Source organism: Kaistia sp. MMO-174, from assembly GCF_037147815.1.
Classification (GTDB): Bacteria; Pseudomonadota; Alphaproteobacteria; order Rhizobiales; family Kaistiaceae; genus Kaistia; species Kaistia nematophila.
The window spans coordinates 70,538-91,504 of the sequence record NZ_JBBCUO010000008.1 but is presented as its reverse complement, the minus strand read 5'-3'; the positions used below and the strand labels follow the sequence as shown (position 1 = coordinate 91,504).

The 20,967-nt window shown below is 66.6% G+C and carries 22 protein-coding genes and 1 riboswitch; of the genes, 9 read left to right on the top strand and 13 right to left on the bottom strand.

The window, feature by feature from the left end; translation table 11 throughout:
- Nucleotides 1–14 precede the first annotated feature (14 nt).
- The 3 genes from WFK98_RS26100 to WFK98_RS26090 are packed head-to-tail and all read right to left on the bottom strand — an operon-like array spanning nt 15 to nt 3,005.
- Entirely contained in the window at nt 15–851 is an 837-nt protein-coding gene (locus WFK98_RS26100) for a carbohydrate ABC transporter permease (protein ID WP_336802349.1), read from the bottom strand.
- The gene (locus tag WFK98_RS26095) at nt 848–1,741 is read right to left on the bottom strand and encodes a carbohydrate ABC transporter permease (RefSeq protein WP_266340471.1); all 894 of its coding nucleotides are present in this window, start codon (nt 1,739–1,741) and stop codon (nt 848–850) included. Before WFK98_RS26095 ends, WFK98_RS26100 begins: the two co-directional genes overlap by 4 nt.
- A gap of 25 nt (nt 1,742–1,766) precedes the next feature.
- Nucleotides 1,767–3,005, bottom strand: coding sequence for an ABC transporter substrate-binding protein (locus WFK98_RS26090; RefSeq protein WP_336802348.1), 1,239 nt, complete (start codon nt 3,003–3,005; stop codon nt 1,767–1,769).
- 398 nt (nt 3,006–3,403) lie between these two features.
- On the opposite strand from WFK98_RS26090, the gene WFK98_RS26085 reads away from it, so the two are divergent.
- Nucleotides 3,404–4,417, top strand: coding sequence for a LacI family DNA-binding transcriptional regulator (locus tag WFK98_RS26085; protein WP_266340473.1), 1,014 nt, complete (start codon nt 3,404–3,406; stop codon nt 4,415–4,417).
- Nucleotides 4,418–4,451: 34 nt separating this feature from the next.
- On the opposite strand, the gene WFK98_RS26080 is transcribed toward WFK98_RS26085, so the two are convergent.
- The 8 genes from WFK98_RS26080 to WFK98_RS26045 form a co-directional block, all read right to left on the bottom strand.
- On the bottom strand, nt 4,452–5,219 hold the full coding sequence (locus tag WFK98_RS26080; RefSeq protein ID WP_336802347.1) for a sugar phosphate isomerase/epimerase family protein: 768 nt from the start codon (nt 5,217–5,219) through the stop codon (nt 4,452–4,454).
- 520 nt (nt 5,220–5,739) lie between these two features.
- Nucleotides 5,740–6,642 (bottom strand): hypothetical protein, encoded by a 903-nt coding sequence (locus WFK98_RS26075; protein ID WP_336802346.1) that lies wholly within the window; start codon nt 6,640–6,642, stop codon nt 5,740–5,742.
- A gap of 246 nt (nt 6,643–6,888) precedes the next feature.
- Nucleotides 6,889–8,238: an LLM class flavin-dependent oxidoreductase gene (locus tag WFK98_RS26070; RefSeq protein ID WP_336802345.1), complete on the bottom strand. Its 1,350-nt coding sequence runs from the start codon at nt 8,236–8,238 to the stop codon at nt 6,889–6,891.
- A 29-nt stretch (nt 8,239–8,267) separates the two neighbouring features.
- Nucleotides 8,268–8,996 carry an ABC transporter ATP-binding protein gene (locus WFK98_RS26065; RefSeq protein ID WP_336802344.1) on the bottom strand — a complete coding sequence of 243 codons (729 nt, stop codon included), beginning with the start codon at nt 8,994–8,996 and terminating at the stop codon, nt 8,268–8,270.
- 23 nt (nt 8,997–9,019) lie between these two features.
- Complete coding sequence (locus WFK98_RS26060; protein WP_336802343.1) at nt 9,020–9,973, bottom strand: ABC transporter substrate-binding protein; 954 nt, start codon at nt 9,971–9,973, stop codon at nt 9,020–9,022.
- A 60-nt stretch (nt 9,974–10,033) separates the two neighbouring features.
- Nucleotides 10,034–10,867 (bottom strand): ABC transporter permease, encoded by an 834-nt coding sequence (locus WFK98_RS26055; RefSeq protein WP_336802342.1) that lies wholly within the window; start codon nt 10,865–10,867, stop codon nt 10,034–10,036.
- A gap of 15 nt (nt 10,868–10,882) precedes the next feature.
- Nucleotides 10,883–11,668: a hydroxyethylthiazole kinase gene (gene thiM, locus WFK98_RS26050; protein WP_336802341.1), complete on the bottom strand. Its 786-nt coding sequence runs from the start codon at nt 11,666–11,668 to the stop codon at nt 10,883–10,885.
- Between the two features lie 219 nt (nt 11,669–11,887).
- The gene (locus tag WFK98_RS26045; protein ID WP_336802340.1) at nt 11,888–12,769 is read right to left on the bottom strand and encodes a sulfurtransferase; all 882 of its coding nucleotides are present in this window, start codon (nt 12,767–12,769) and stop codon (nt 11,888–11,890) included.
- A gap of 511 nt (nt 12,770–13,280) precedes the next feature.
- Between WFK98_RS26045 and WFK98_RS26040 the strand changes: the two genes are divergently transcribed.
- Nucleotides 13,281–13,901 (top strand): hypothetical protein, encoded by a 621-nt coding sequence (locus WFK98_RS26040; RefSeq protein WP_336802339.1) that lies wholly within the window; start codon nt 13,281–13,283, stop codon nt 13,899–13,901.
- A 69-nt stretch (nt 13,902–13,970) separates the two neighbouring features.
- A riboswitch (yybP-ykoY riboswitch) is annotated at nt 13,971–14,074 on the top strand.
- A 71-nt stretch (nt 14,075–14,145) separates the two neighbouring features.
- Nucleotides 14,146–14,709: a manganese efflux pump MntP family protein gene (locus WFK98_RS26035; protein ID WP_266340483.1), complete on the top strand. Its 564-nt coding sequence runs from the start codon at nt 14,146–14,148 to the stop codon at nt 14,707–14,709.
- 54 nt (nt 14,710–14,763) lie between these two features.
- Here WFK98_RS26035 and WFK98_RS26030 read toward each other — a convergent pair whose 3' ends face one another.
- Nucleotides 14,764–15,090 carry an NIPSNAP family protein gene (locus tag WFK98_RS26030; RefSeq protein WP_266340484.1) on the bottom strand — a complete coding sequence of 109 codons (327 nt, stop codon included), beginning with the start codon at nt 15,088–15,090 and terminating at the stop codon, nt 14,764–14,766.
- Between the two features lie 319 nt (nt 15,091–15,409).
- Here WFK98_RS26030 and WFK98_RS26025 point away from each other — a divergent pair, with 319 nt between their 5' ends.
- The 6 genes from WFK98_RS26025 to WFK98_RS26000 all read left to right on the top strand — a co-directional run bounded on the left by WFK98_RS26025 (nt 15,410) and on the right by WFK98_RS26000 (nt 20,471).
- Nucleotides 15,410–15,769 (top strand): c-type cytochrome, encoded by a 360-nt coding sequence (locus tag WFK98_RS26025; RefSeq protein ID WP_266340558.1) that lies wholly within the window; start codon nt 15,410–15,412, stop codon nt 15,767–15,769.
- A 155-nt stretch (nt 15,770–15,924) separates the two neighbouring features.
- Nucleotides 15,925–16,752 carry a cytochrome c oxidase subunit II gene (locus WFK98_RS26020; protein WP_266340485.1) on the top strand — a complete coding sequence of 276 codons (828 nt, stop codon included), beginning with the start codon at nt 15,925–15,927 and terminating at the stop codon, nt 16,750–16,752.
- A gap of 86 nt (nt 16,753–16,838) precedes the next feature.
- Complete coding sequence (locus WFK98_RS26015) at nt 16,839–18,644, top strand: cytochrome c oxidase subunit I (protein WP_336802338.1); 1,806 nt, start codon at nt 16,839–16,841, stop codon at nt 18,642–18,644.
- Nucleotides 18,641–19,345 (top strand): cytochrome c oxidase subunit 3, encoded by a 705-nt coding sequence (locus WFK98_RS26010; RefSeq protein ID WP_336802337.1) that lies wholly within the window; start codon nt 18,641–18,643, stop codon nt 19,343–19,345. Before WFK98_RS26015 ends, WFK98_RS26010 begins: the two co-directional genes overlap by 4 nt.
- A 10-nt stretch (nt 19,346–19,355) precedes the next feature.
- Nucleotides 19,356–20,090 (top strand): heme-copper oxidase subunit III family protein, encoded by a 735-nt coding sequence (locus WFK98_RS26005; RefSeq protein ID WP_336802336.1) that lies wholly within the window; start codon nt 19,356–19,358, stop codon nt 20,088–20,090.
- A 9-nt stretch (nt 20,091–20,099) separates the two neighbouring features.
- Entirely contained in the window at nt 20,100–20,471 is a 372-nt protein-coding gene (locus WFK98_RS26000; RefSeq protein WP_336802335.1) for a cytochrome C oxidase subunit IV family protein, read from the top strand.
- A gap of 73 nt (nt 20,472–20,544) precedes the next feature.
- On the opposite strand, the gene WFK98_RS25995 is transcribed toward WFK98_RS26000, so the two are convergent.
- Nucleotides 20,545–20,871: a BrnA antitoxin family protein gene (locus WFK98_RS25995; protein WP_336802334.1), complete on the bottom strand. Its 327-nt coding sequence runs from the start codon at nt 20,869–20,871 to the stop codon at nt 20,545–20,547.
- Nucleotides 20,872–20,967 lie beyond the last annotated feature (96 nt).

Sequence of the window (20,967 nt, the reverse complement as noted above, 5' to 3'; positions counted from 1 at the left end):
GACTCCGACAGTGATTACCGGCCGGCGAGAGAGCCGCCGATGCCGCCGATGCTGAAATAGCGGTTGAGAACGGCGAACAGGATCACGGGCGGGGCGAGCATGATGACGGCGCAGGCCATCACCGGTCCCCAGTCCGCGAGGTTCTGCTGGAAGAAGGTCTGCAGGCCGATCGGCATCGTGAAGGCGCGCTCCGACCGCAGGAACACCGAGGCGACGATGTAGTCGTTCCAGGAACTCAGGAAGGTGAACAGCGCCGTCGACAGGATGCCCGGCAGCGAGTTGGGCAGGATGATGCGGACGAAGCCGCCGAACACGGAGGCGCCGTCGATCCAGGCGGCTTCCTCGAGCGTGATCGGCAGGGAGTCGAAATAGGCCGTCATCATCCAGCAGCCGACCGCGATCGACGAGGCGACATAGACGATCGACACGCCGGAGAGCGTGTCCGCGAGGCCGATCTTGGCGAACATGATGAAGAGCGGGATGATGAAGGCGACCGCCGGCAGGCTCTGCAGCACGAAGATGAACAGCGAGAAGGCGGAGGTGGCCCGGCCCTTGCCGCGCGAGAGCACATAGCCGGCCGGCGCCGCCACCGCGACGGCGGCGACCGTCGAGATCGCGCTGACGAGGAAGCTGTTCGTCAGCCAGCGCAGCACTTCGGTCTGCGTCAGCACGTACAAGAAGGTGCCGAGCGTCGGTCCGGTCTGCTGCCAGGCCATGGGCGGGCGAAGCGCCAGCCAGAAGACGACCAGGATCGGCGACAGCAGCACCAGGGTGATCGCCAGCGTGACGAGCGACCGCAGCCAGGGGCGGGGGCTCGCGCCGACGGGGCGGACGGAGGATTTCGCGCTCATTGCAGGCTCGACTTCTGGATCTGGCGCAGCAGGACGACCGAGAGCGTGATCATCACCGCGGTCATGAGGAAGGCGATTGCCAGGCCGATGCCCGGCAGGAAGTCGAGGAAGGTCGTCCGGTAGGCGAGGACGATCAGGGACGTCGTTGCCTCGAGCGGACCGCCTCGCGTCAGAAGATAGATGGTCGGGAAGTCGTTGACGCAGAACACCGCCATCAGGATCCAGCTGATGTAGGTGGAACGCGCCGTCACCGGCAGGATGATGTGGCGGAACTGCTGCCACTTGCCGGCCCCGTCGATGGCGGAGGCTTCGTAGAGATTGCTCTCGACGCTTTCCAGCGCCGCCGCGCACATCATCATCATGAACGGGTAGCTGATCCAGACCTTGAACACGCAGACCGTGACCATGGCGAGGGTCGGGTTGCCGAGGAACATGACATTGCCCATGCCGAGGGCGCGGGCGATGTTGGGGAGCACGCTGTCACGCGCCGCCAGCAGCCAGTTCCAGCTCATGGCGGTGACGACGATCGGCACGATCCACGGCAGCAGCAGCAGCACCTTGAAGGCGTCCCGGCCGGGAAAATTCGGCTTCAGCTGCAGCGCCAGCGCGAACCCGAGCGCCCAGCTGCCGAAGACGCCGCAGGCGGTGAAGACCAGCGTGAACCAGGTCGCCCGCCAGAAGCTCTGGCCGGTCAGCACCTCGGCGAAGTTCTCCAGGCCCACGAAGGGGCCTGGAGCGATGAGGCTGCCGCCATGCACCGATTGGATGATCGCGAAGAACAGCGGGTACGCGTTCACCGCGACCATCAGGATCAGCGCCGGAAGCGCCAGCCCTGTCAGGGTCAGCCGGTGGCCGAATTGCGGGATCTGTCTACGTGTCGCGGCAGTCATGCCTCGGTCTCCGGCCGGATCTTCGCTACGCCTTCATGACCTTGACCAGGCCTGCCTGCAGCTCCTCAAGCAGGGCCTTGGAGTTCTTTTCGCCCTGCAGGATCCGTTGCAGCATGTTGATCATGGCGGAGCCGCCATCGACGGCGTTCAGCGCGCCGAAGGGATATTTGGAGCGGGCCGCGATGGTCTTGCCGATCGGCTGCCATTCATTGATCGACCGCGCCATGTTCGGGTCGTTCTGGAAGATCGGCAGGTCGGTGATGCTCTTCTTCGTCGGCAGGTCGGAGCACACGCCCTGCTCCCAGAACAGGTGCAGATTGTCGAGATAGTGAGCCAGGAAAGCTTCCGACGATGGCTGCGACGGCGTGGTCTTGAACATCATCAGCGGGTTGACCCAGTAGGCCGCGCCCTTGTTGCCGCTGACGCTGGCGAGCGGCGAGGCAACGACCAGGTCCGCCGCCACCTCGGCCGGCATCTTGGCGGGCAGGCCGACCTGCTCGAAGCCCATGGCGATGTGGCCGCTCGTCCAGTCCGGCATGACGTTGGCGGCGTAGTCGTAGCCGATCGCATAGGGATCGATGATCTCCTTGGCGACGAGCTCGTGCAGGAAGTCGATCGCCTCGATGTTGCGATCGGTGACGCAGTCCGGATCGCCGTCCTCGTTGAACAGGCCGCCGGCGTTGTTGAGCAGGACCGACGCGACGTTGTGGAAGCCGTAGCCGGAGGTCGCGAAGCCGACATAGCCGGCCTTCTGCAGCGCCTCGCCGGCCTTGATGTAGCTCTGCCAGTCGGTCGGAACCTCGGCGCCGGCCTTTTCCAGGATCGACTTGCGGAACCAGAGCACGCGCAGGTCGATCGACCACGGCATGGCGGCCAATCCGTTCTTGGTCTGCAGCGCATCGATGAGGCCGGGCAGGAAGTCGTCCTTGCCGTCCTTCTTCAGCTGCGCCAGCAGGTCGTCGGCCGGCGCCATCTTGCCCTGCTCCATGAAGTAGAAGGGCAGGTAGGCCGCGCCGGAGCTGACGGCGGGGGTCGTGTTGGCGGCCCCGGCGGCGGTGAAGGTCTGGTACCAGTTCGCCCATGGGATCGACTGGTACTCGACGCCCAACAGGCCTTCGGCCGGCTTGTAGGCGTTGGCGATGCCCTTGGCGGCGTCGGTGTAGGTCTGGCCGGTGCCCCAGACCATGTCCCAGAACTTGATCTTCTCGCCGGACTGGGCCCAGGACTTCCCTACGCCAAGGCTCAGGGCCGTGGCCGCTGCCATCGTGCCGCCGAGAAAGGTTCTCCGGTTGATGGAACGCGGGGGTATCGACGCTTCGTTCATGCTCAATTCCTCCTTTTGAGCGCGGCAGAATTCGTCCCCTTCAATGGGGCTTCGGTCAAAGTCCTGCCCCCGCCATGGTGACGGGCGCGAAGATGTGGATTGATGTCGTCGTGAACCGCTGGTCGGCGTGTTTGCAGATGCCCGGCGGTCCTTCTCCCAAATCACCGAACCGTTTCGGTATTCCATGCTCCGCTCGATCGAGTCAAGGGCCGATCGAGCGCCGGACGCAGGATCGACTGGGGGCATTCGGCTTGCATTCAGTCGCTCGGTCCGGGTTGCAGTGGCCGATCGCGGTGGTTATCCTCATGGGAATGAATTCTGAAGAAACGGTTCGGTAGATGGCGACCATTCGAGACGTGGCCAAGATGGCCAAAGTTTCCATTTCGACGGTCTCGGTCGCCCTTCGCGACGGCTCGCAGGTCACGCCGGAGACTTTGCGACGGATCACCGAGGCGGCCGAGGCAGTGGGCTATTCGCCCAATCCGGTCGCGCAGAGCCTCAAGGCCGGGCGTTCCCGGCTGATCGGCGTCGTCATCGGCTCGATGCAGAATCCGTGGTTCGGCGACCTGATGGCGGCCATCGAGGAGACGGCGCTCGAGCATCATCATCTCGTCACCCTGTCGGAGACGAAGACGGATCCTCTGCGTGAGCGGGCGATCATCGATGCCCTCACCGGCCAGCGTGTCGGTGGCATCATCATCTCGCCCCATCTGCCGGCCGGCGACCACCTGCAGTTCCTGGCAACGCTGAAGACGCCGCTGGTCGCCATCGATCACAAGATCGAGGCGCTCAATACCGATTTCGTCGGCATCGACAACGAGCTCGCGACCGCGATGCTGACCCAGCATCTACTGCGCCTCGGCCATCGCCGGATCGCTCACATCGCCGGAACCGCCGGGTTGTGGACGTCCGGACAGCGGGAGAAGGGATTCCGCGCAACTCTCCTCGCCAGCGGGATCGAGCCCGATGACGCCTTGATCGTCGACGGTCAGTACAGCGGCGACGTCGCCTATGACCAGACGATGCGGCTACTGACCCGCCCGGACCGCCCGACCGCGATCGTGGCGGCGAACAGCCTGATGGCGCTCGGTGCGCTTCAGGCGATCAACGATCTTCGCTTCAATTGTCCCGACGACATTTCGCTCGCGACGATCGACAGTGTGCCCTGGGCCAGCGTCATCTGTCCGCAGCTCACCGTCGTGGTGCAGCCGATCGCGGAAATCGCGCAGGCGGCGACGATGTTCCTGCTCGACCGTATCCATCATCGTGGCAGCGAGCCGATCAAGCCGCGCGAAAAGATCTTCGTACCGAAGTTCATCGCCGGACGCAGTTGCGCTCCCCCGAGGGGGTAAAGGTCTCGGGCCGATATCGGCCCGATATACAGCGTCAGCGGTCGTCCTTGCCGTCGAAGAGTTGCGCGAGGCTTTCGTAGGACCGCCTGGCGACATATTCCCAGTCGGCCGGCTCGTCATGTTCGACCACGACAAGCGTGGCGTTGGTCGCCCTGATCGCGGGCAGCAGCGCTAGCCAGTCGATGACGCCGTCGCCATGCGCCAGCCAGCCGTCTTCTTCGACCGTGCCGAGCGGCGCCGCGTCCTTGGCGTGGATGGCGATGATGCGGTCGGCGAAGCGCCTCAACTCGGTCTCGATGTCGCTGCCGGCCTGGAACACCCAGCCGCAATCAAGTTCGAGGCGTACAAGCGGGTCGGAATGCTCGACGAGAATGTCGATCGGCCGCGCTCCGTCGGCAAGCGGCTGGAACTCGAAGTCATGGTTGTGCCAGGCGAAGTTCAGGCCTGCGGACCAGGCGATCTCGGCCTCCTTCGAGAGTCGTTCGGCGAGCCGCTTCCATCCATCCACTCCGGTGGGGCGGCGCTCCGGCATGAGTCCGGGCCGGACGATGGTCCTGCCGCCCAGGACCTGTGCCGCCTCGATCCATGCCGGCAGGTCGTCTGCCTCGGTGGGGTCGGCGATGAAGACGCTCGGTGCGTCGAGGCCGGCGTCGTCGAGGGCGCGACGGAAGCCCCTGGGGGCGTCCTGATAGGCGCCGGGCCACAGCTCGATATGGTCGTAGCCGACACGCTTCAGGAACGGGAGCTGGCCCGTCAGCGGGAGGGCTTTCCGGGAGGTGTACAGCTGGTATGCGATTTCCACTTGCGGTCTCCGGGTCGAGAGGGGCCGGCCTGTCCGTAACAGCCGGCGATGCGAGATATGCGGTGTCGCCGGTTGTCGGCGACGATCTGCGGACGGTCCGTCGGGAGGCGTGTCTGGGTGGGCGTTACCGAAACGGTATGGTAAGAACCGGGCGATTGAGCCTCGCGACTTTACCGGCTTCGGTTCGTCTTGCCTGAGGCGTGCCGCGCGCGTCGTCGGCCGTCGTGGAGCCGACCCGGATCGCGCGGAGAAAAGGCAAAAATGGCTGATTTATAGGCCAGTCAACGCCATCTTGCGGACCACCCGAGGGCGCGATCTACAGCGGCCGGCGTCGCTCATGCTCGTCGCCACATCGTCCTCCCCACGATGAAGCGCTTCAGGCCGAAAACGTATCGGCGTGGGAAAACGCTGTCAATGCCGAATCGTTTCGGTTCTGTGGTGTCGAGGGCAGACATGGAAAAACTCAGGCCGCCCGGAAGCCGGGCGGCCTGAGTTTCGATGGAGCTTCGGGATGCGTCGGTCAGCGGTGGAGGACTGCCGCATCGTCGTCGCGGCGGCTGCCGGCGTAGGCGGCGGCGACCGAGGCGATGAAGGCGCCCACGAGCATGGCGACGACGGTCAGGAGCGTGGTGGTCAGGCCGGCCTTGCGCGCCGCGTCGGCGGCCTCCTTGGCCTTGTCCTTCGCCGCCTGGATCTGGGCCAGCACGTCGGTGACGCGCTTTTCGGCGTCGGCCTGCGTCAGGCCGGTGCGGCTCGCGACCAGTTGGGCCAGATAGGCCTTGTCGCCGGCCGGGAATTCGCCGCTCGCCGCATCCTGCAGCAGGATTCGCGTCACCTCTGCGCGCATCGCGCCATTGTCGCCCTGCGCGGAAGGCGCCGAGCCCGCCTGGGCTGCCGGGCGGAACATCAGGTCGATGAAGTAGCCGCTCGGATCGCCGGCGCCGTCGGCGGAGGCCGTCGCGCCCTGCGCCGCTCCCTGGGCCGCGCCGGAAACCAGCGCCGTCGTCGACTGCACGCCGTGCGAGATCGCGGCGCCGATCGCCGAGGTCAGCAGGGCGACGACGAAGACGGTCGCGATGCACCAGACGATGAAGCCATGGGCGGTATCGCGGAAGAAGACCTCGTCGGTATGGACACCGACCCATCTGGTGCGCAGCCGCCCCGCGAGATAGCCGGCGACGCCAGAGGCGACCCATTGCGTTACCACAAGCCAGATGATCGCCGAGATCGCCACCGTGGCGATCGACGCGCCATGCCCGGACCAGGGGGAGACGGCGGCGAGCCCGAGGCCGGAGCCGAGTAGCGTCAGGATGATGGTGACCGCGACCGCGGCAGCCGCGCCGGCGAAGATCGCGCTCCACGAAACCGCCGAGCGGGGCGATTCGGCTGTTGAAGTCGCCGCTTCTACTTCGACAAGTGCCATTTCATCCTCCTATCGGAAGAAGATGGCGAGAAGGATGATAATCGGAATAGGAACACCGAGCAGCCAGAGCAAGATACCGCGTCCCATGACATCCTCCTTGTTGAATGGATGCGGGATAAACGGCCCGAGCGCTGTTTGGTTCCGTCTCGGCTAGATTGTTCTGGGTGCTCCCAGAGGAGCGTGTCCTGCTTTCTGGCGGTGTCGAACTTGGCCGGATTTCGCTCGCGCGCGCCGCTCCTCGCCGGCCTAGCGCAGGCGGGATTTCCATTCGCCGGCCGCGGGCCGCGGCACGCCGAGGTTTTCGCGCAGCGTCGCGCCCTCGTAGTGCTCGCGGAACAGGCCGCGCCGCTGCAGTTCCGGCACGACATGCTCGGCGAATTGTTCGAAGGCCGTCGGCACATGCGTGGGCACGACCATGAAACCGTCCGCCGCGTGGCGGTCGAACCATTCCTCCATCCGGTCGGCGATCAGTGCCGGCGTGCCGACGAGATCGCCCTCGGTGCGTGCGCCATACCATTTCCCGAGTTGCCGGACGGTGAGGTTCTCGCGCGCCGCGACCTCCAGCACCTCGCGGTAGTGGCCATAGACGCCCTTGACGTCGAGCGGCGGCAGCGGCTCGTCGAGGTCGAACTGCGAGAGGTCGACGTCGATGTGATAGGACAGGCGGGCGAGGCCGGCTTCCGCCGGCACCAGTTCCTCGAATTCCCGCTTCCGCGCCTCGGCCTCTTCCTCGCTGGCGCCGACGATGGGCGTCACCGCCGGCAGGATCTTGACGTGATCGGGATCGCGGCCATGTTTCGCCGCCAGCGACTTCACGTCGGCATAGAAGGCGATGGCGGAATCGATCGAGGCATGGCTGCAGAAGATCACGTCGGCCCAGCGCGCCGCGAAGTCGCGGCCGTCCGGCGACGAACCGGCCTGGATGATGACCGGGTACCCCTGCGGCGCGCGCGGCAGGCTGAGCGGGCCCTGGACCTGGAAATGCCGACCCTGGTGGTCGATCGAGGCGACCTTGGCCGGATCGGCGAAGTCGCCGCTCGCCTTGTCGAGCTTGAGCGCGCCATCCTGCCAGCTATCCCAGAGCCTGGCCGTGACCTCGAGGAACTCGTCGGCGCGCTGGTAGCGCTCGGTTCGGCCGGGCAGCTTCTCGTTGCCGAAATTGAGCGCTTCCGCGTCCTGGAACGAGGTGACGACATTCCAGCCGGCGCGGCCGTCGGTCAGGTGGTCGAGCGAGGAGAAGGTGCGCGCCGCGTTGAAGGGCTGCTGATAGCCGGTCGAGAGCGTCGCGCCGACGCCGAGGTGCTTTGTGACCGCGGCGATCTGCGCGATGACCGGGATCGGGTCCAGCCTCGGCGTGCCGACGCCGTAATGCACGTGGTTCTCGATGCTGTTGCCGAAGCTTCTCGGGATGCCGAGGCTGTCGGCGAAGAAGACGAAGTCGAACCGCGCCGCTTCGAGGATGCGGCCGACCTTCTGGTAGAAGGCCGGCGAGAACCAGCCGGATTCCGCGTCCGGATGGCGCCACGAGCCGACGCCGCCTGGGCCGGCGTTCATGAAGGCGGCGAGATGGATCTGTCCGGGGCGGGTGCGGGGCATGATGGTTCCGATGGTGGTGGCCGAGGCCGTTAGGGATGCGCCGGCTGCGGTGCGGCATCGCCGGCCGGCAGCGGTACGCCGAGATGGCGCAGCAACCGGGCTTCGAGCGGGGCGAGATGGCCGTCCTCGGGGCTGCGCGGCCCGCGGCCCGGGATGGCGACGGTCTCGGAGATCCGGCCGCCGTCGAGCACGATGACGCGGTCGGCGAGCCGCACCGCTTCGGCGACGTCATGCGTGACCATGACGACGGTCCAGCCATGCGTCCGCCACAGCGTGCCGACCAGGTTCTGCATTTCGAGCTTCGTCAGCGCGTCGAGCGCGCCGAAAGGCTCGTCGAGCAGCAGCACCTCGGGCTGGCGGACGAGCGCGCGCGCCAGCGAGACGCGCTGGGCCTGGCCGCCGGAAAGCGTCAGCGGCCAGGCATTGGCCTTGCCGGCGAGGCCGACCTCGACGAGCGCGTCGGTGACGATGCGCGCCTGGTCCTTCGCCGGCAGTCCGAAGCCGACATTTTCCGATACCTTCAGCCAAGGCATCAGCCGCGCCTCCTGGAAGGCGACGGCGAGCCGGTCGGTCGACTGGAGCCGGCCGGAAGTGGCCTGCTCCAGTCCGGCGATGATGCGCAGCAGGGTCGATTTGCCCGAGCCGGAGCGGCCGACGATGGCGATGAACTCGCCCGCCGGGATGACGAGGTCGATGCGATCGAGAACGGGTGCATCGTCGAAGCGCTTGGAGATGCGCTCAAGCCTGATGTCGGGCACGGCAGGGGCTTTCGACAAACCGACTACTTCGACAGGTCGACGACGTAGTCGGCGATATCGGGCGCCTTTTCGATGAAGCCGAACTCGACATATTGCGCGCCGAGGCGGTTCAGGTCAGCGACGGCGGTGACGTCGAGCGGCAGGATCTTCGGCGTGTCGAAGCCGGCGACCACCTTGGCGAGGCCTTCCGAGGCCCCGAATTCGCGATAGGCGTCGGGGATCAGGGCCGGGTTGGCCTGGGCGCGGGCCGCTTCCTCGACAAGGCCGTCATAGACTGCCTTCAGCGCCTCACGGTGCTTCTCGGCGAATTCCCGGCTGACGATATGGATCGACCAGTTGGCGGTCGGCAACTGGTCGGCCGTCACCAGCACCTTGGCGCCTTCCGTGGCGATGGCGTTGGCGAGGTTCTGGTCATAGCTCGCGATTGCCGCCACCTGGCCGCTGGCGAAGGCGGAGGCGAAGCTCGATGTGTCCAGCGTCACCTTCTCGACCTTCGAGACGTCGAGGCCGGCTTCCTTGAAGGCGAGGTTGAGGATGTAGTCGCCCGTCGCGCCCTCGCCGTCGATGCCGACCTTCTTGCCGTAGAGGTCCTTGAGCGCAGTCACGCCCGAGCCGGGCGCCGCGACGATGCCCTGGCTATTGCCGGAATACTTCTCAAGCGCGAAGGCGACCCAGTCGCTCTTCTGGGCCGAGAGGTTGACGAAATAGCCGGTGCCCGTCGACGAGGCGTCGGCGCTGCCGGAGGTCACGGTGTTGTAGGCCGAGAACGGATCGAGCGGGCCGATGAACTCGACCTTGGCGCCGACCTTGGCGAGCTCCTTTTCCAGGATGCCGGTGGTGCGGACGGTGGTCAGGTAATTCGCTGTCGGCAGATAGGCCGCGCGGAAGGTCACCGCGTCCTCGGCGAGCGCCGCGCCGCTGGAAATGAGGAAGCCGAGCGAGGCCGCCACGGCCGTCCGGCGGAGGCTGGAGTGCATTGCAGACATCATGTCGTCCTTGAAAATTCAGGTGAGGAATGGGCTGTCGACGGCTCGCGGTCAGCGTCCGTCATAGGTCTTGCGCCAGGCGAGCAGCCGGGCTTCGAGAAGGCGCACGAGATAGTCGGTGAGGATGCCGAGCAGCGCGTAGATGACAATGCAGAGGAAGACCTGGTCGGTGCGCACGAAGCGCTGCGCCTGCGCCAGGATGTAGCCGATGCCGGCATTGGCATTGACCGTCTCGCTGGTGACGAGCGCGATCCAGGCGATGGCGAGCGAAAAGCGCAGGCCGGTCAGGATCGAAGGCAGCGCGCCGAGGAAGAGGATCCTGTAGGCGATCAGCCGGCGCGGCACCCGGTAGACCAGCCCCACCTCGACCAGCTTGCTGTCGACATTGCGGACGCCGGCGAAGGTGTTCAGATAGATCGGCACCAGCACGCCGACGGCGATCAGCGACACCTTCATCCATTCGCCGATGCCGAAGGCGACGATGAAGAGCGGCACCAGCGCGTTGAACGGCACGGCGCGCAGCATCTGCAGCGGCTTGTCGACGACGATCTGTCCGGCCCGGTAATAGCCCGCCAACAAGCCGGCCGCGAGGCCGAGGGCAACGCCGAGGATGGTGCCGGCCAGCACGCGGGCGAGGCTGGCGACCAGCGCCTGCGGCAGCCGGCCGTTCAGCGTCAGCTCCCAGCCGGCCGCCACGACCTCGACCGGAGAGGGCAGCGCCTTCGGCCCGACAAGACCCGTCGCCGAGACACCCCACCAGAGCAAAAGTATCGCGACCGGGCTGAGCCAGGGCAGCAGCACTCCGCGTGCGGTGGATTGCGCGCCCGGTCCCGGCGGTGTCGCGGTAATCCGGGTCTGCGGCAATGTCTCGGTCTCGGCGCTCATCAGATCGGAATTGCCTCAGGCCGCAGCGTCGAGCAGCGACAGCTGGTCGAGCAGGGCGACCGAGAAGGAGCCGGTCCCCGGCGCGATCGCGGCGGCCCGTTCGGCCGCCACGGCCAGAACCGCATGGGCGGAAACCGCCGCCTGCAGCCGGTCCGGCACGACTCCGGCAAACGCCGCCACCAGCGCGCCGAGGCTGCAGCCGGTGCCGGTGACGCGGGTCAGGTTGACATGCCCGCCCGGCACCGCGACGACGGCCTCGCCATCGGTGATGTAGTCGGTCGGGCCACTGACGGCGACCACGCCGCCCGTCTTGCGGGCGAGACTTTGCGCGAAGGGGATGGCTTCTTCTGCGCTGGCGGTCGAATCAACGCCCTTGGTGCCGCCCGTGCCGCCGGCAAGCGCGATCACCTCGCTGGCATTGCCTCGCACGACGCCGGGGCGAAGCTCCACCAGCTCGGCCGCGAGGCGGTCGTTCGCCGTCGCGCCGGCGCCGACCGTCACCGGGTCGAGCACCCAGGGCGTCTGTCGGGCCGAGGCTGCCTTTGCCACGCCGATCAGGATGCCGGGATCGTCGGCGACCAGCGAGGCCAGGTTGATCCAGACGCCTTGCGCGATGCCGGCAAAGTGCTCGGCCGCCGAGGGGATGCCGCCGATGGCCGGCGAGGCGCCGACGGCGAGCAGCACGTTCGCGCTCAGGGGGGCGGCGATATAGTTGGTGAGGCCGAAGACCAGCGGCGACGTCGCGCGCACGGCGGCGAGGTTCGACGTGATGGCGGGGGCGGGCCAGATCTGGGAAGTCATGGTTCTGGATCTCGAGCAGGCCGCCGAACGGTCTCGGCTGGCGCGTGGAATCGTCGGGAACCGCGCCTCGGCGCAGGCCCCTCGGAGGAAATCGAGATCAGCTTAGGGAGTTCGGCGGGCGGCGGTAACGCCGTAACGCTCTGAAATGTCAGGCGAAAGGTATATCCTATTCTGCCCTTGCCAAGAAGGGCGGAATATCATTTCGAGACGACGCCGCGCCTAGCCGGCCTCCATCGGCAGCGAATCGTCCGTCGCCCATTCCTGCAGCGAGGCGTCATAGAGGCGCGGTTCCGGCTTGTCGGCGAGCGCGGCGGCGAAGGCGATGGCCGACCCCGCGATGCCGCCGCCGCAATAGGCGATGCCGGCCCGGCCTTCGTCGAGACCGACCGATTTCAGCCGCTCGGCCAGGGCAGCGACAGGCAGGAAGCAGCCAGATTCCGCGTCGACCAGTTCGCCGGCCGGGAGGTTGACGCTGCCGGCGATCCGTCCGGCGCGCCCCTTCGAGGGCGCCGACGCGCCGGAGAAGCTCGAGCGCGGCAGCGCGTTGACAATGCTCTGTTGCGGATCGCCGATCGCGGCGAGGACGGCTTCGCGTGTCGCCACAAGCGGGCGTCGTGCCAGAGGCGGCGCCGGAACGGCCGCCACCGGCCGCGCCGGGCCGGTCTCCACCGGACCCCGCGCCTCGATCCAACCCTTCCAGCCGCCGTCGAGGACCGAGACGTTGTCGAGGCCGAAGAGGCGGAACACCCACCAGACCCGCGTCGCCCACCAGGGATTGCCCCGGCTGTAGACGACGACGTGGGAAGAGCCGCCGATGCCGAGTCGGGTGATCGCCGCCGCGAATTCGGCTTCGCTCGGAGCCATGAACAGCAGCGCGGAATCGATGTCGGAAAGGTCGCGCTGCAGGTCGAGGAACTGCGCGCCCGGAACATGGCCGGCCTCGAAGCCTTCCAGATCGCCCTTCGGCCGTTCGTCGGCGACGAGACGGGTAGTCGAATCGAGGATGCGAAGATCGGGTGAGCCGAGATGCCGCTTCAGCCAGTCGGTCGAGACGAGCAGGGGAGCCGGAATCGGTGCCGGCAGGTCGTCGGGGGTGCTCATCTTCGTCTCTCTGGCTGTGTTGCGCAGGGTGGTCCCGTGGTCGCTTCCTGCCGGACGAATCCGTCGGACCGGGCCGGGGCGGATCCCTAGGCTAGGGCCTTCAACGGTGGCGCGCCATGCCAGAGGCGCCTCAGGTTGGCCCGCCGGCAGGCCATCCGCCGGCAGGCCGGATGTCGCTTAGTCGGGCTGGCCGCTGGTCGGCATGGTCGCGGCGACGCGCTGCAGCAGAGCGCCCTTGTCGAAGCTCGGCTTTTCGTAGGTCTTCTTCATCTCGTGCCCCCTTGGCATTGTTGACGGCGCGGCTTGTGCCATCCGCCGCTTTCGTCCGTCGATGACCCGTGGGCAACACCTTGAATCAAAAAGCCGATTTCCCCGGCTCGCTTCGACAGGGCGATGGCGCGGGAACGGATCCGTGCCGAGGGGTTTCAAACGGGCGGGCGCCCGTCCATATGAGGAACAGTCTTCGACGCGGCCTCGTTCTGCCGCAAGCCTGGGAGAGGAACGCTGACCGATGCGCGGCACACGGACTGGACCAGCGCGGCCGACGACCCTGTCGGCCGAGGATCGGCTCGCGATCGCAACCGATCTCGCCGTGAGCCTTTATGAGGCGGGCCTGATCCGGGCCGACCGGCTGAAGGACGCGCCGCATGACATCGCCACCTATGGCGATTTCACCAAGGATGGCCGCGAGCTCGGCCGCGACCTCGCCCGCTACGAGGCCTGGCGCTGCGACGAGGCCGTCTATGCCGCGCTTGACGATTACAGCCGGCTGCTGAACGAGCAACTCGAGGCGGTGCAGGCACGATGGGCGGCCGAAAACGGCATCAGCCCGCGTTTTCGCGTTGGCGACCGCGTCGCCTGGCCCAGGGTCGAGGGCCAGGACAATGTCGGGACCGTCATGGCGATCGAGCCGGGCGGCCGCTATTCCGTCATGCGCGACGACGCGGCGGCGAGTGGATCGAAGCTGCGCTTCCTGGTCGATTTCGAAGCCTGCCGGGCCGAGGGCGAGCCGGCGCCGTCGCGGCTTTCGACGCTGAAGGGTCTGCCCGGAAAGATCTGGGCCGCCGCCTCGGCGCTGCTCGCCATGGAGGCGATGGACTTCACCATGCGGGTCAACCTGCTGCTGCCGTGAGCCTGCTGTTGCGAGCGATTATCAGAAGCAATTCAAGCGTTTAGTCGAAGGTTGACACTCGCGGGCCGACCCCTTAAGTGGCGGGCCATCGGGGAGTAGCCACCGTCCTGGACGGGGTCGCGTCAACATACTCGCGCAGTCGCGCGTGGCGCGTCCGGACGCAGAAGCGTCTCGGCGAGACCGTGTCGCAGGTTCCTCACAGGGCGGGGAATCGGACGCGACCGGCCCGTCCCCGAGAGATATCGTGTCCCCCTTCGCCATTCTCATCCTGGCCGTCGGCATGTCCGTCGACGCGCTGATCGCCTCGGTCGGCCGCGGCGCCGCCATCGCGCGTCCGAATCTCGGCACCGCGCTTCGTACCGGCATTGTCTTCGGCGTGGTCGAGGCGATCACGCCGCTGGTCGGCTGGCTGCTCGGCATCGCCGCCAGCCAGTTCGTTCAGGCGGTCGATCACTGGATCGCCTTCGGCCTGCTCGCCGCCGTCGGCGGCCGCATGGCGCTGCATGCCATCCGGCGACCGGATGACGCCGTCGCCGCGGCGCGCCATGGCGGCTTCGGCACGCTGCTCGCGACCGCGATCGGCACCAGCCTCGACGCGATGGCCGTCGGCGTCTCGCTCGCCTTCCTCGACGTGAACATCGTCGTCATCGCCATCGCGATCGGTCTCGCCACCACCGTCATGTCGACGGGCGGCATCCTCGCCGGCCGGTTCGTCGGCCAGCGCTTCGGCCGTTATGCGGAAATCGCCGGCGGCATCGCCCTGATCGGACTCGGCGTCATGATTTTGGTCGAGCATCTGAGCGCCTAGCGGCCTCCGGGCCGGTCAGCCGGTCCGGAAGCCCTGTCGCGTCGCTTCGTTGGCCTAGCGGACCGAGGAAAAATCGGTCGGCTGCAGGAACGAGCTCGCGACATTGGCGACGATCAGGCCGTCCTTCTCGCTGTCGGCGCGGGCTGCCTGCCATTCCGGGTCGGCCATGAAGGCGTTCCAGCGGCTCTCGCGGTCGGCCAGGCTCTCCCACGCGATCAGATAGGTGAGGTCGTTGTTGGCCGGGCCGATCAGCGTCGTCCAGAAGCCGGCCTGCCGGATGCCGTGTCGGTCCCACAGGCGGAGCGTGTGCTCGCGGAAGCGTTTCTGCAGCGCCGGCATGCGACCGGGCAGGCAGGAATAGACGCGCAGTTCGTAGATCATTCGCTTCTCCGGCATGGCGCCGCGTTTATCGCGTTGGCGTTGTGTTGTTGGACGGAAACGGTCGCCGGGAAGACAAGCCTGTTCGGCCGGCGGAGGCAAGGGCCGTTCGGCCGCGTCGCGTTACCTATATTCCTTGATCATATTCATTCTAAACTGACATTCCCTTTCGGAAATGTGCTAGATTGCGCGCGATACGTGCCGTCCGCGACGGTTTCGTCGCGGAATCGGCGCAGAACGAGCCGATTTGGCTGCGATGTCCGGTTGTCGGGAGGCTTCGATGATTCAGCGGGGCTACGCAACGCTGCTGATTCCTTTGCTCATGTTCGCCGTCTTGCCGACGGTTGCGCGCGCCGCCGGCGATCCGGCACAGGGCGAAAAGGTGTTCCTGAAGTGCCGCGCCTGTCACCAGATCGGCGAGACGGCCAAGAACGCCGTCGGGCCGGAGCTGAACGGCCTGTTCGGCCGCAAGACCGGCTCGGTGCCCGGATACAGCTATTCGGCCGCCAACAAGAACTCCGGCATCGTCTGGGACGAGGCCATCTTCCGCGAATACATCCAGAATCCGAAGGCCAAGATCCCCGGCACCAAGATGAGCTTCCCGGGGCTCAAGGATCAGACGGACATTGACAACGTCATCGCCTACCTGAAGCAGTTCGGGCCCGACGGCAAGAAGCAGTAGCCGGCCGCAGGGTCGCTGCAGCGGACGGTCCGGATCGGAGAGAGGCGGCGGGCGTGAAGCGTTCGTCGCCGCAAGGAATGACCGGGAGACGCCGGCCGCGTCTTCGGGTTCGTGCACGCATTCTGTTCCGACGCCGTCCGGCAGGGAGCAAGAGGATGCTGATCGCGATAGTGCTGGCTCTGGTGGTCGTCGGCTCGGTGCTCTTCCATTTCCTGAGCCCGTGGTGGTTCACGCCGATCGCCTCGAACTGGGGCTATATCGACGATACCGTCAACATCACCTTCTGGATCACGGGCGCCGTCTTCGCCGCCGTCGTCCTCTTCCTGGCCTATTGTGTGCTGCGCTTCCGCCACCGCCCCGGCCGGCGCGCCGCCTATGAGCCGGAGAACAAGCGGCTGGAGAGCTGGCTCGCGATCGGCACGGCCATCGGCGTCGCCGCCATGCTGGCGCCCGGGCTGGTCGTCTGGGCGCGCTTCATCCGCGTTCCGGCCGACGCCAGCGCGGTCGAGGTGGTCGGCCAGCAATGGCAATGGGCGTATCGGCTGCCCGGCAAGGACGGCAAGCTCGGCGCCGCCGACACGCGCGACGTCAGCGATACCAACCCGCTCGGCATCGATCCCGACGATCCGCGCGGCCGCGACGACGTCATCGTGCAGGGTGGCGAACTGCATCTGCCGGTCGGCAAGCCGGTGGCGTTGCTGCTGCGTTCGCTCGACGTGGTGCATGATTTCTTCGTGCCGGAGTTCCGCGCCAAGATGGACATGATCCCCGGCTCGGTCACCTATTACTGGCTGACGCCGACGCGCACCGGCAGCTTCGAGGTGCTGTGCGCCGAGCTCTGTGGCGTCGGCCATCCCTATATGCGCGGGCTCGTCGTGGTCGAGCCCGAGGCCGACTACCAGGCCTGGCTCGCCCAGCAGCAGACCTTCGAGCAGATGCAACCCGCCAAGACGAGCGCGCTCCAGACGGGAGCGCTGCGATGACGATCGATCGTTGCGACGGCGACGGCAGGAGAGGGACGGGGGAGGGCTCGACGCCACGCCCCCGCAACGCAGCGGGGTGACGGCTCATGGTCGATGTCACGTATGGCGAACCGGTAGCGGGCGGGCACGACGCCGAGGCGCCGCATGAAGGCGGCGAACTCGATCTCTACCACCCGAAGAGCTGGGTGACGAAATACGTCTTCTCGCAGGACGCCAAGGTCATCGCGGTTCAATATGGACTGACGGCAATGGCGATCGGGCTGGTGGCGCTGGTGCTGTCCTGGCTGATGCGGCTGCAACTCGCCTTTCCCGGCCTGCTGCCCTTCCTCGATGCCGACCACTATTACCAGTTCATCACCATGCACGGCATGATCATGGTGGTGTACCTGCTGACCGCGCTCTTCCTCGGCGGCTTCGGCAACTACCTGATCCCGCTGATGCTCGGGGCGCGGGACATGATGTTCCCCTATCTCAACATGCTTTCCTACTGGATTTACCTGGTCGCGGTGCTGCTGCTCGCCGCCGGCTTCTTCGTGCCGGGCGGCCCGACCGGCGCCGGCTGGACGCTCTATCCGCCGCAGGCGATCCTCGCCAACACGCCCGGCCAGCAATGGGGCATCATCGTGATGCTGGCCTCGCTGATGCTGTTCATCATCGGCTTCACCATGGGCGGGCTCAACTATGTCGTCACCGTGCTGCAGGGGCGCACGCGCGGCATGACGCTGATGCGGATGCCGCTGACGATCTGGGGCATCTTCACCGCCACGGTGATGGCGCTGCTCGCCTTCCCCGCGCTTTTCGTCGGCGCGGTGATGATGCTGTTCGACCGGCTGTTCGGCACCAGCTTCTTCATGCCGGCGATCGTCGTAACCGGCGAGCAGGCGCCTTATGCCGGCGGCAGCCCGATCCTGTTCCAGCACCTGTTCTGGTTCTTCGGCCATCCCGAGGTCTATATCGTCGCGCTGCCGGCCTTCGGCATCGTCTCCGACCTCATCAGCACGCACGCCCGCAAGAACATCTTCGGCTACCGGATGATGGTCTGGGCGATCGTCATCATCGGCGCGCTCTCCTTCGTGGTGTGGGCGCACCACATGTATGTCAGCGGCATGAATCCGGGCTTCGGCTTCTTCTTCGCCACGACGACGCTGATCATCGCGGTGCCGACCGCGCTCAAGGTCTACAACTGGGTGCTGACGCTCTGGCGCGGCGACATCCATTTCACCGTGCCGATGCTGTTCGCGCTCGGCTTCATCGTCACCTTCGTCAATGGCGGGCTGACCGGGCTGTTCCTCGGTAATGTCGTCGTCGACGTGCCGCTCTCCGATACGATGTTCGTGGTGGCGCATTTCCACATGGTGATGGGGGTCGCGCCGATTCTCGTGATCTTCGGCGCCCTCTATCACTGGTATCCGAAGATCACCGGGCGGATGCTGAACCCGACGCTCGGCAAGATCCATTTCTGGATCACCTTCCTCGGCGCCTACGCCATCTTCTTCCCGATGCACTATCTCGGCCTGCTTGGCGTGCCCCGGCGCTATTACGAGATGGGCGACACCGCTTTCGTGCCCCATTCGGCGGCGGTGCTGAACGTCTGGATCACGGTCGCGGCCCTCATCGTCGGTGCGACGCAGGTGCTGTTCCTGTTCAATCTCGCCTGGAGCGTCAGGCACGGCCGCGAGGCCGGCGGCAATCCGTGGCGGGCGACCACGCTCGAATGGCAGACCCCGGAGACGCCGCCGGCACATGGCAACTGGGGCGCCGAGCTGCCGGTCGTCTATCGCTGGGCCTACGACTATTCCGTGCCGGGGGCGGCGGAGGATTTCGTGCCGCAGAACCAGCCGGGACTGGATCCGGACATGCCGGGCCATGCCGTCGCGGAGGGCGCGCGATGAGCCTGATCCTTGCCTTTCTCGCCGTCATCATCCTGATCGCCTTCGCCTGGCTCTGGCGTCAGGGCATCCTTGCGAAGCCCTGGCTGGAGACCGGCGTCGTCGGCCGCTTTCCCGCCGCCGATCCGTCGGGCGCTCGCGTGGCCAAGGTCGGCCTTGCCGTCTTCCTCGCCGTGATCGGCTCGCTCTTCGCGCTCACCATCAGCGCCTATCTGATGCGAGCCAGCCTCGGCGACTGGGAAGCGGTGCGGATGCCCGGCATCCTCTGGATCAATACCGGGGTGCTGGCGCTGAGCAGCCTCTCTCTTGAAACGGCGCGGCTCGCCGCCGGGCGCGACGATGCGGACGGGGTGCGGGCCGGCGTGCTGGCGGCAGGCGCCACCGCGGCGCTTTTCGTCATCGGCCAGTTGATCGCCTGGCGGCAGCTCGAGATCGAGGGCTACTATCTCGCGACCAATCCGGCGAATGCCTTCTTTTACCTGATCACCGCCCTGCACGGGCTGCATGTCCTCGGCGGGCTGGCGGCGCTCGGCCGCGTCACCTGGCGCATGCAGCGCGGCGCCGGCGTCGCGCAACTGCGGCTCGGCGTCGAGCTCTGCGCCACCTACTGGCACGCGCTGCTGCTGATCTGGCTGGTGCTGCTCGGACTGCTGGCGAACTGGCTCGGCGACTTCGTCGCCATCTGCCGCCAGCTCCTGACGTGAGGAGGCGCACATGACCGATCATCCCGCCGATCTCGCACCTTCAACTGCCGCCGGCGGCCGTCGCGCCGCTTCCGGCTGGCCGAGCTTCCTCGCTGACTGGGCCTCGGACCGCAACGCCTTCAAGGGCGTGTCGTGGGGCAAGGCGATGATGTGGGTGTTCCTGCTCTCCGACACCTTCGTCTTCGGCTGCTTCCTCGTCGCCTACATGACGGTGCGGATGTCGACGACCGTGCCATGGCCGAACCCCAGCGAAGTGTTCGCGCTTCAGATCAGCGGCACCGAGGTGCCGCTGATCCTGATCGCGATCATGACCTTCGTGCTGATTTCCAGCTCGGGCACCATGGCGCTGGCGGTGCATTATGGCTATCTGCGCGAGCGGCGAAAGGCCGGGACACTGATGCTGGTGACGGCGCTGTTCGGCGCCTGCTTCGTCGGCATGCAGGCATTCGAGTGGACCAAGCTGATCCGCGAGGGCGTCCGGCCCTGGAGCAATCCTTGGGGCGCGCCGCAGTTCGGCTCGACCTTCTTCATGATCACCGGCTTCCACGGCACCCATGTCACTGTCGGCGTGATCTTCCTGATCATCCTGGCGCGCAAGGTGCTGCGCGGCGATTTCGACACCGGCCGGCGCGGCTTCTTCACCAGCCGCAAGGGCCGCTACGAGACGATCGAGATCATGGGCCTGTACTGGCACTTCGTCGATCTCGTCTGGGTCTTCATCTTCGCCTTCTTTTACCTCTGGTAGGAGGTTCGCATGGTCGAAGCGATCGTTCATGCCGATGCCGGCAAGCCCGCCGGGGAGCCGCCGCCCGCCGACGTGCAGCACCATCCGGTCAAGCTCTATCTCGCCGTCTGGGCCTGGCTGTTCGTGCTCAGCGCCTGTTCCTACCTGGTCGATTATGTCGGCCTGCATGGCTGGCTGCGCTGGACGCTGATCGTGCTGTTCATGCTGCTGAAGGCAGGGCTGATCGTCGCCATCTTCATGCACATGGCCTGGGAGCGGCTGACGCTGATCTACGCCATCCTGCTGCCGCCGCTGCTGGTTCTGGTCTTCGTCGCCATCATGGCGTCGGAGGCGAACTACACGCTTCTGACGCGGCTGCTCTATTACGGCGGCGGCAACTAGCCGCCCGCGCCCGGCTGGCGTCGGTCAAAGCGATGCGGCCGCTTCTTTGCCGTCATTGTTTCACGTGAACCGATCAGCCCGCCGCGGCCGGGCGGCGGCGGGCCGAGGTGCGGGCGCGCAGGCGGGCGCGCTTCTTCGCCTCGCGGGCGACATGGCGGTTGACGATGAGGTTGAGGGCCTCGTTGACGCGGGCCTGCCAGTCGTCGCCTTCGCCCTGGAAGTATTCGAGGACGCGGTTGCTCAGCGCCAAGGTCACGACGGTGACTGCCTCGGCCTCGGCTGCCGCCTTGCGGCGCCGGGCTGGAACGGACTCGGCGGTCGAGGAAGCGAAAAGCTCCGTCGCGGCGCCGTCAGAGACCGAAAGGGGCTCGAAGTCCGAGGATTTCGTCGAGCTGGACATGATCATCCTGATGCCGAAGGTTTATCTTCTACACCAAGCTTACCGTAGCGTCATGATCCCCGCAGTGATCGGCGTCACAGGCCGGTCGGAACCAGC

What these genes read in the sequence shown, in the direction of transcription:
- WFK98_RS26100 (WP_336802349.1), bottom strand. Translation starts at nt 851, where the DNA reads ATGAGCGCGAAATCCTCCGTCCGCCCCGTCGGCGCGAGCCCCCGCCCC.
- WFK98_RS26095 (WP_266340471.1), bottom strand. Translation starts at nt 1,741, where the DNA reads ATGACTGCCGCGACACGTAGACAGATCCCGCAATTCGGCCACCGGCTG.
- WFK98_RS26090 (WP_336802348.1), bottom strand. Translation starts at nt 3,005, where the DNA reads ATGGCAGCGGCCACGGCCCTGAGCCTTGGCGTAGGGAAGTCCTGGGCC.
- WFK98_RS26085 (WP_266340473.1), top strand. Translation starts at nt 3,404, where the DNA reads ATGGCGACCATTCGAGACGTGGCCAAGATGGCCAAAGTTTCCATTTCG.
- WFK98_RS26075 (WP_336802346.1), bottom strand. Translation starts at nt 6,642, where the DNA reads ATGGCACTTGTCGAAGTAGAAGCGGCGACTTCAACAGCCGAATCGCCC.
- WFK98_RS26070 (WP_336802345.1), bottom strand. Translation starts at nt 8,238, where the DNA reads ATGCCCCGCACCCGCCCCGGACAGATCCATCTCGCCGCCTTCATGAAC.
- WFK98_RS26060 (WP_336802343.1), bottom strand. Translation starts at nt 9,973, where the DNA reads ATGCACTCCAGCCTCCGCCGGACGGCCGTGGCGGCCTCGCTCGGCTTC.
- WFK98_RS26055 (WP_336802342.1), bottom strand. Translation starts at nt 10,867, where the DNA reads ATGAGCGCCGAGACCGAGACATTGCCGCAGACCCGGATTACCGCGACA.
- thiM (WP_336802341.1), bottom strand. Translation starts at nt 11,668, where the DNA reads ATGACTTCCCAGATCTGGCCCGCCCCCGCCATCACGTCGAACCTCGCC.
- WFK98_RS26045 (WP_336802340.1), bottom strand. Translation starts at nt 12,769, where the DNA reads ATGAGCACCCCCGACGACCTGCCGGCACCGATTCCGGCTCCCCTGCTC.
- WFK98_RS26040 (WP_336802339.1), top strand. Translation starts at nt 13,281, where the DNA reads ATGCGCGGCACACGGACTGGACCAGCGCGGCCGACGACCCTGTCGGCC.
- WFK98_RS26030 (WP_266340484.1), bottom strand. Translation starts at nt 15,090, where the DNA reads ATGATCTACGAACTGCGCGTCTATTCCTGCCTGCCCGGTCGCATGCCG.
- WFK98_RS26025 (WP_266340558.1), top strand. Translation starts at nt 15,410, where the DNA reads ATGTTCGCCGTCTTGCCGACGGTTGCGCGCGCCGCCGGCGATCCGGCA.
- WFK98_RS26020 (WP_266340485.1), top strand. Translation starts at nt 15,925, where the DNA reads ATGCTGATCGCGATAGTGCTGGCTCTGGTGGTCGTCGGCTCGGTGCTC.
- WFK98_RS26015 (WP_336802338.1), top strand. Translation starts at nt 16,839, where the DNA reads ATGGTCGATGTCACGTATGGCGAACCGGTAGCGGGCGGGCACGACGCC.
- WFK98_RS26010 (WP_336802337.1), top strand. Translation starts at nt 18,641, where the DNA reads ATGAGCCTGATCCTTGCCTTTCTCGCCGTCATCATCCTGATCGCCTTC.
- WFK98_RS26005 (WP_336802336.1), top strand. Translation starts at nt 19,356, where the DNA reads ATGACCGATCATCCCGCCGATCTCGCACCTTCAACTGCCGCCGGCGGC.
- WFK98_RS26000 (WP_336802335.1), top strand. Translation starts at nt 20,100, where the DNA reads ATGGTCGAAGCGATCGTTCATGCCGATGCCGGCAAGCCCGCCGGGGAG.
- WFK98_RS25995 (WP_336802334.1), bottom strand. Translation starts at nt 20,871, where the DNA reads ATGTCCAGCTCGACGAAATCCTCGGACTTCGAGCCCCTTTCGGTCTCT.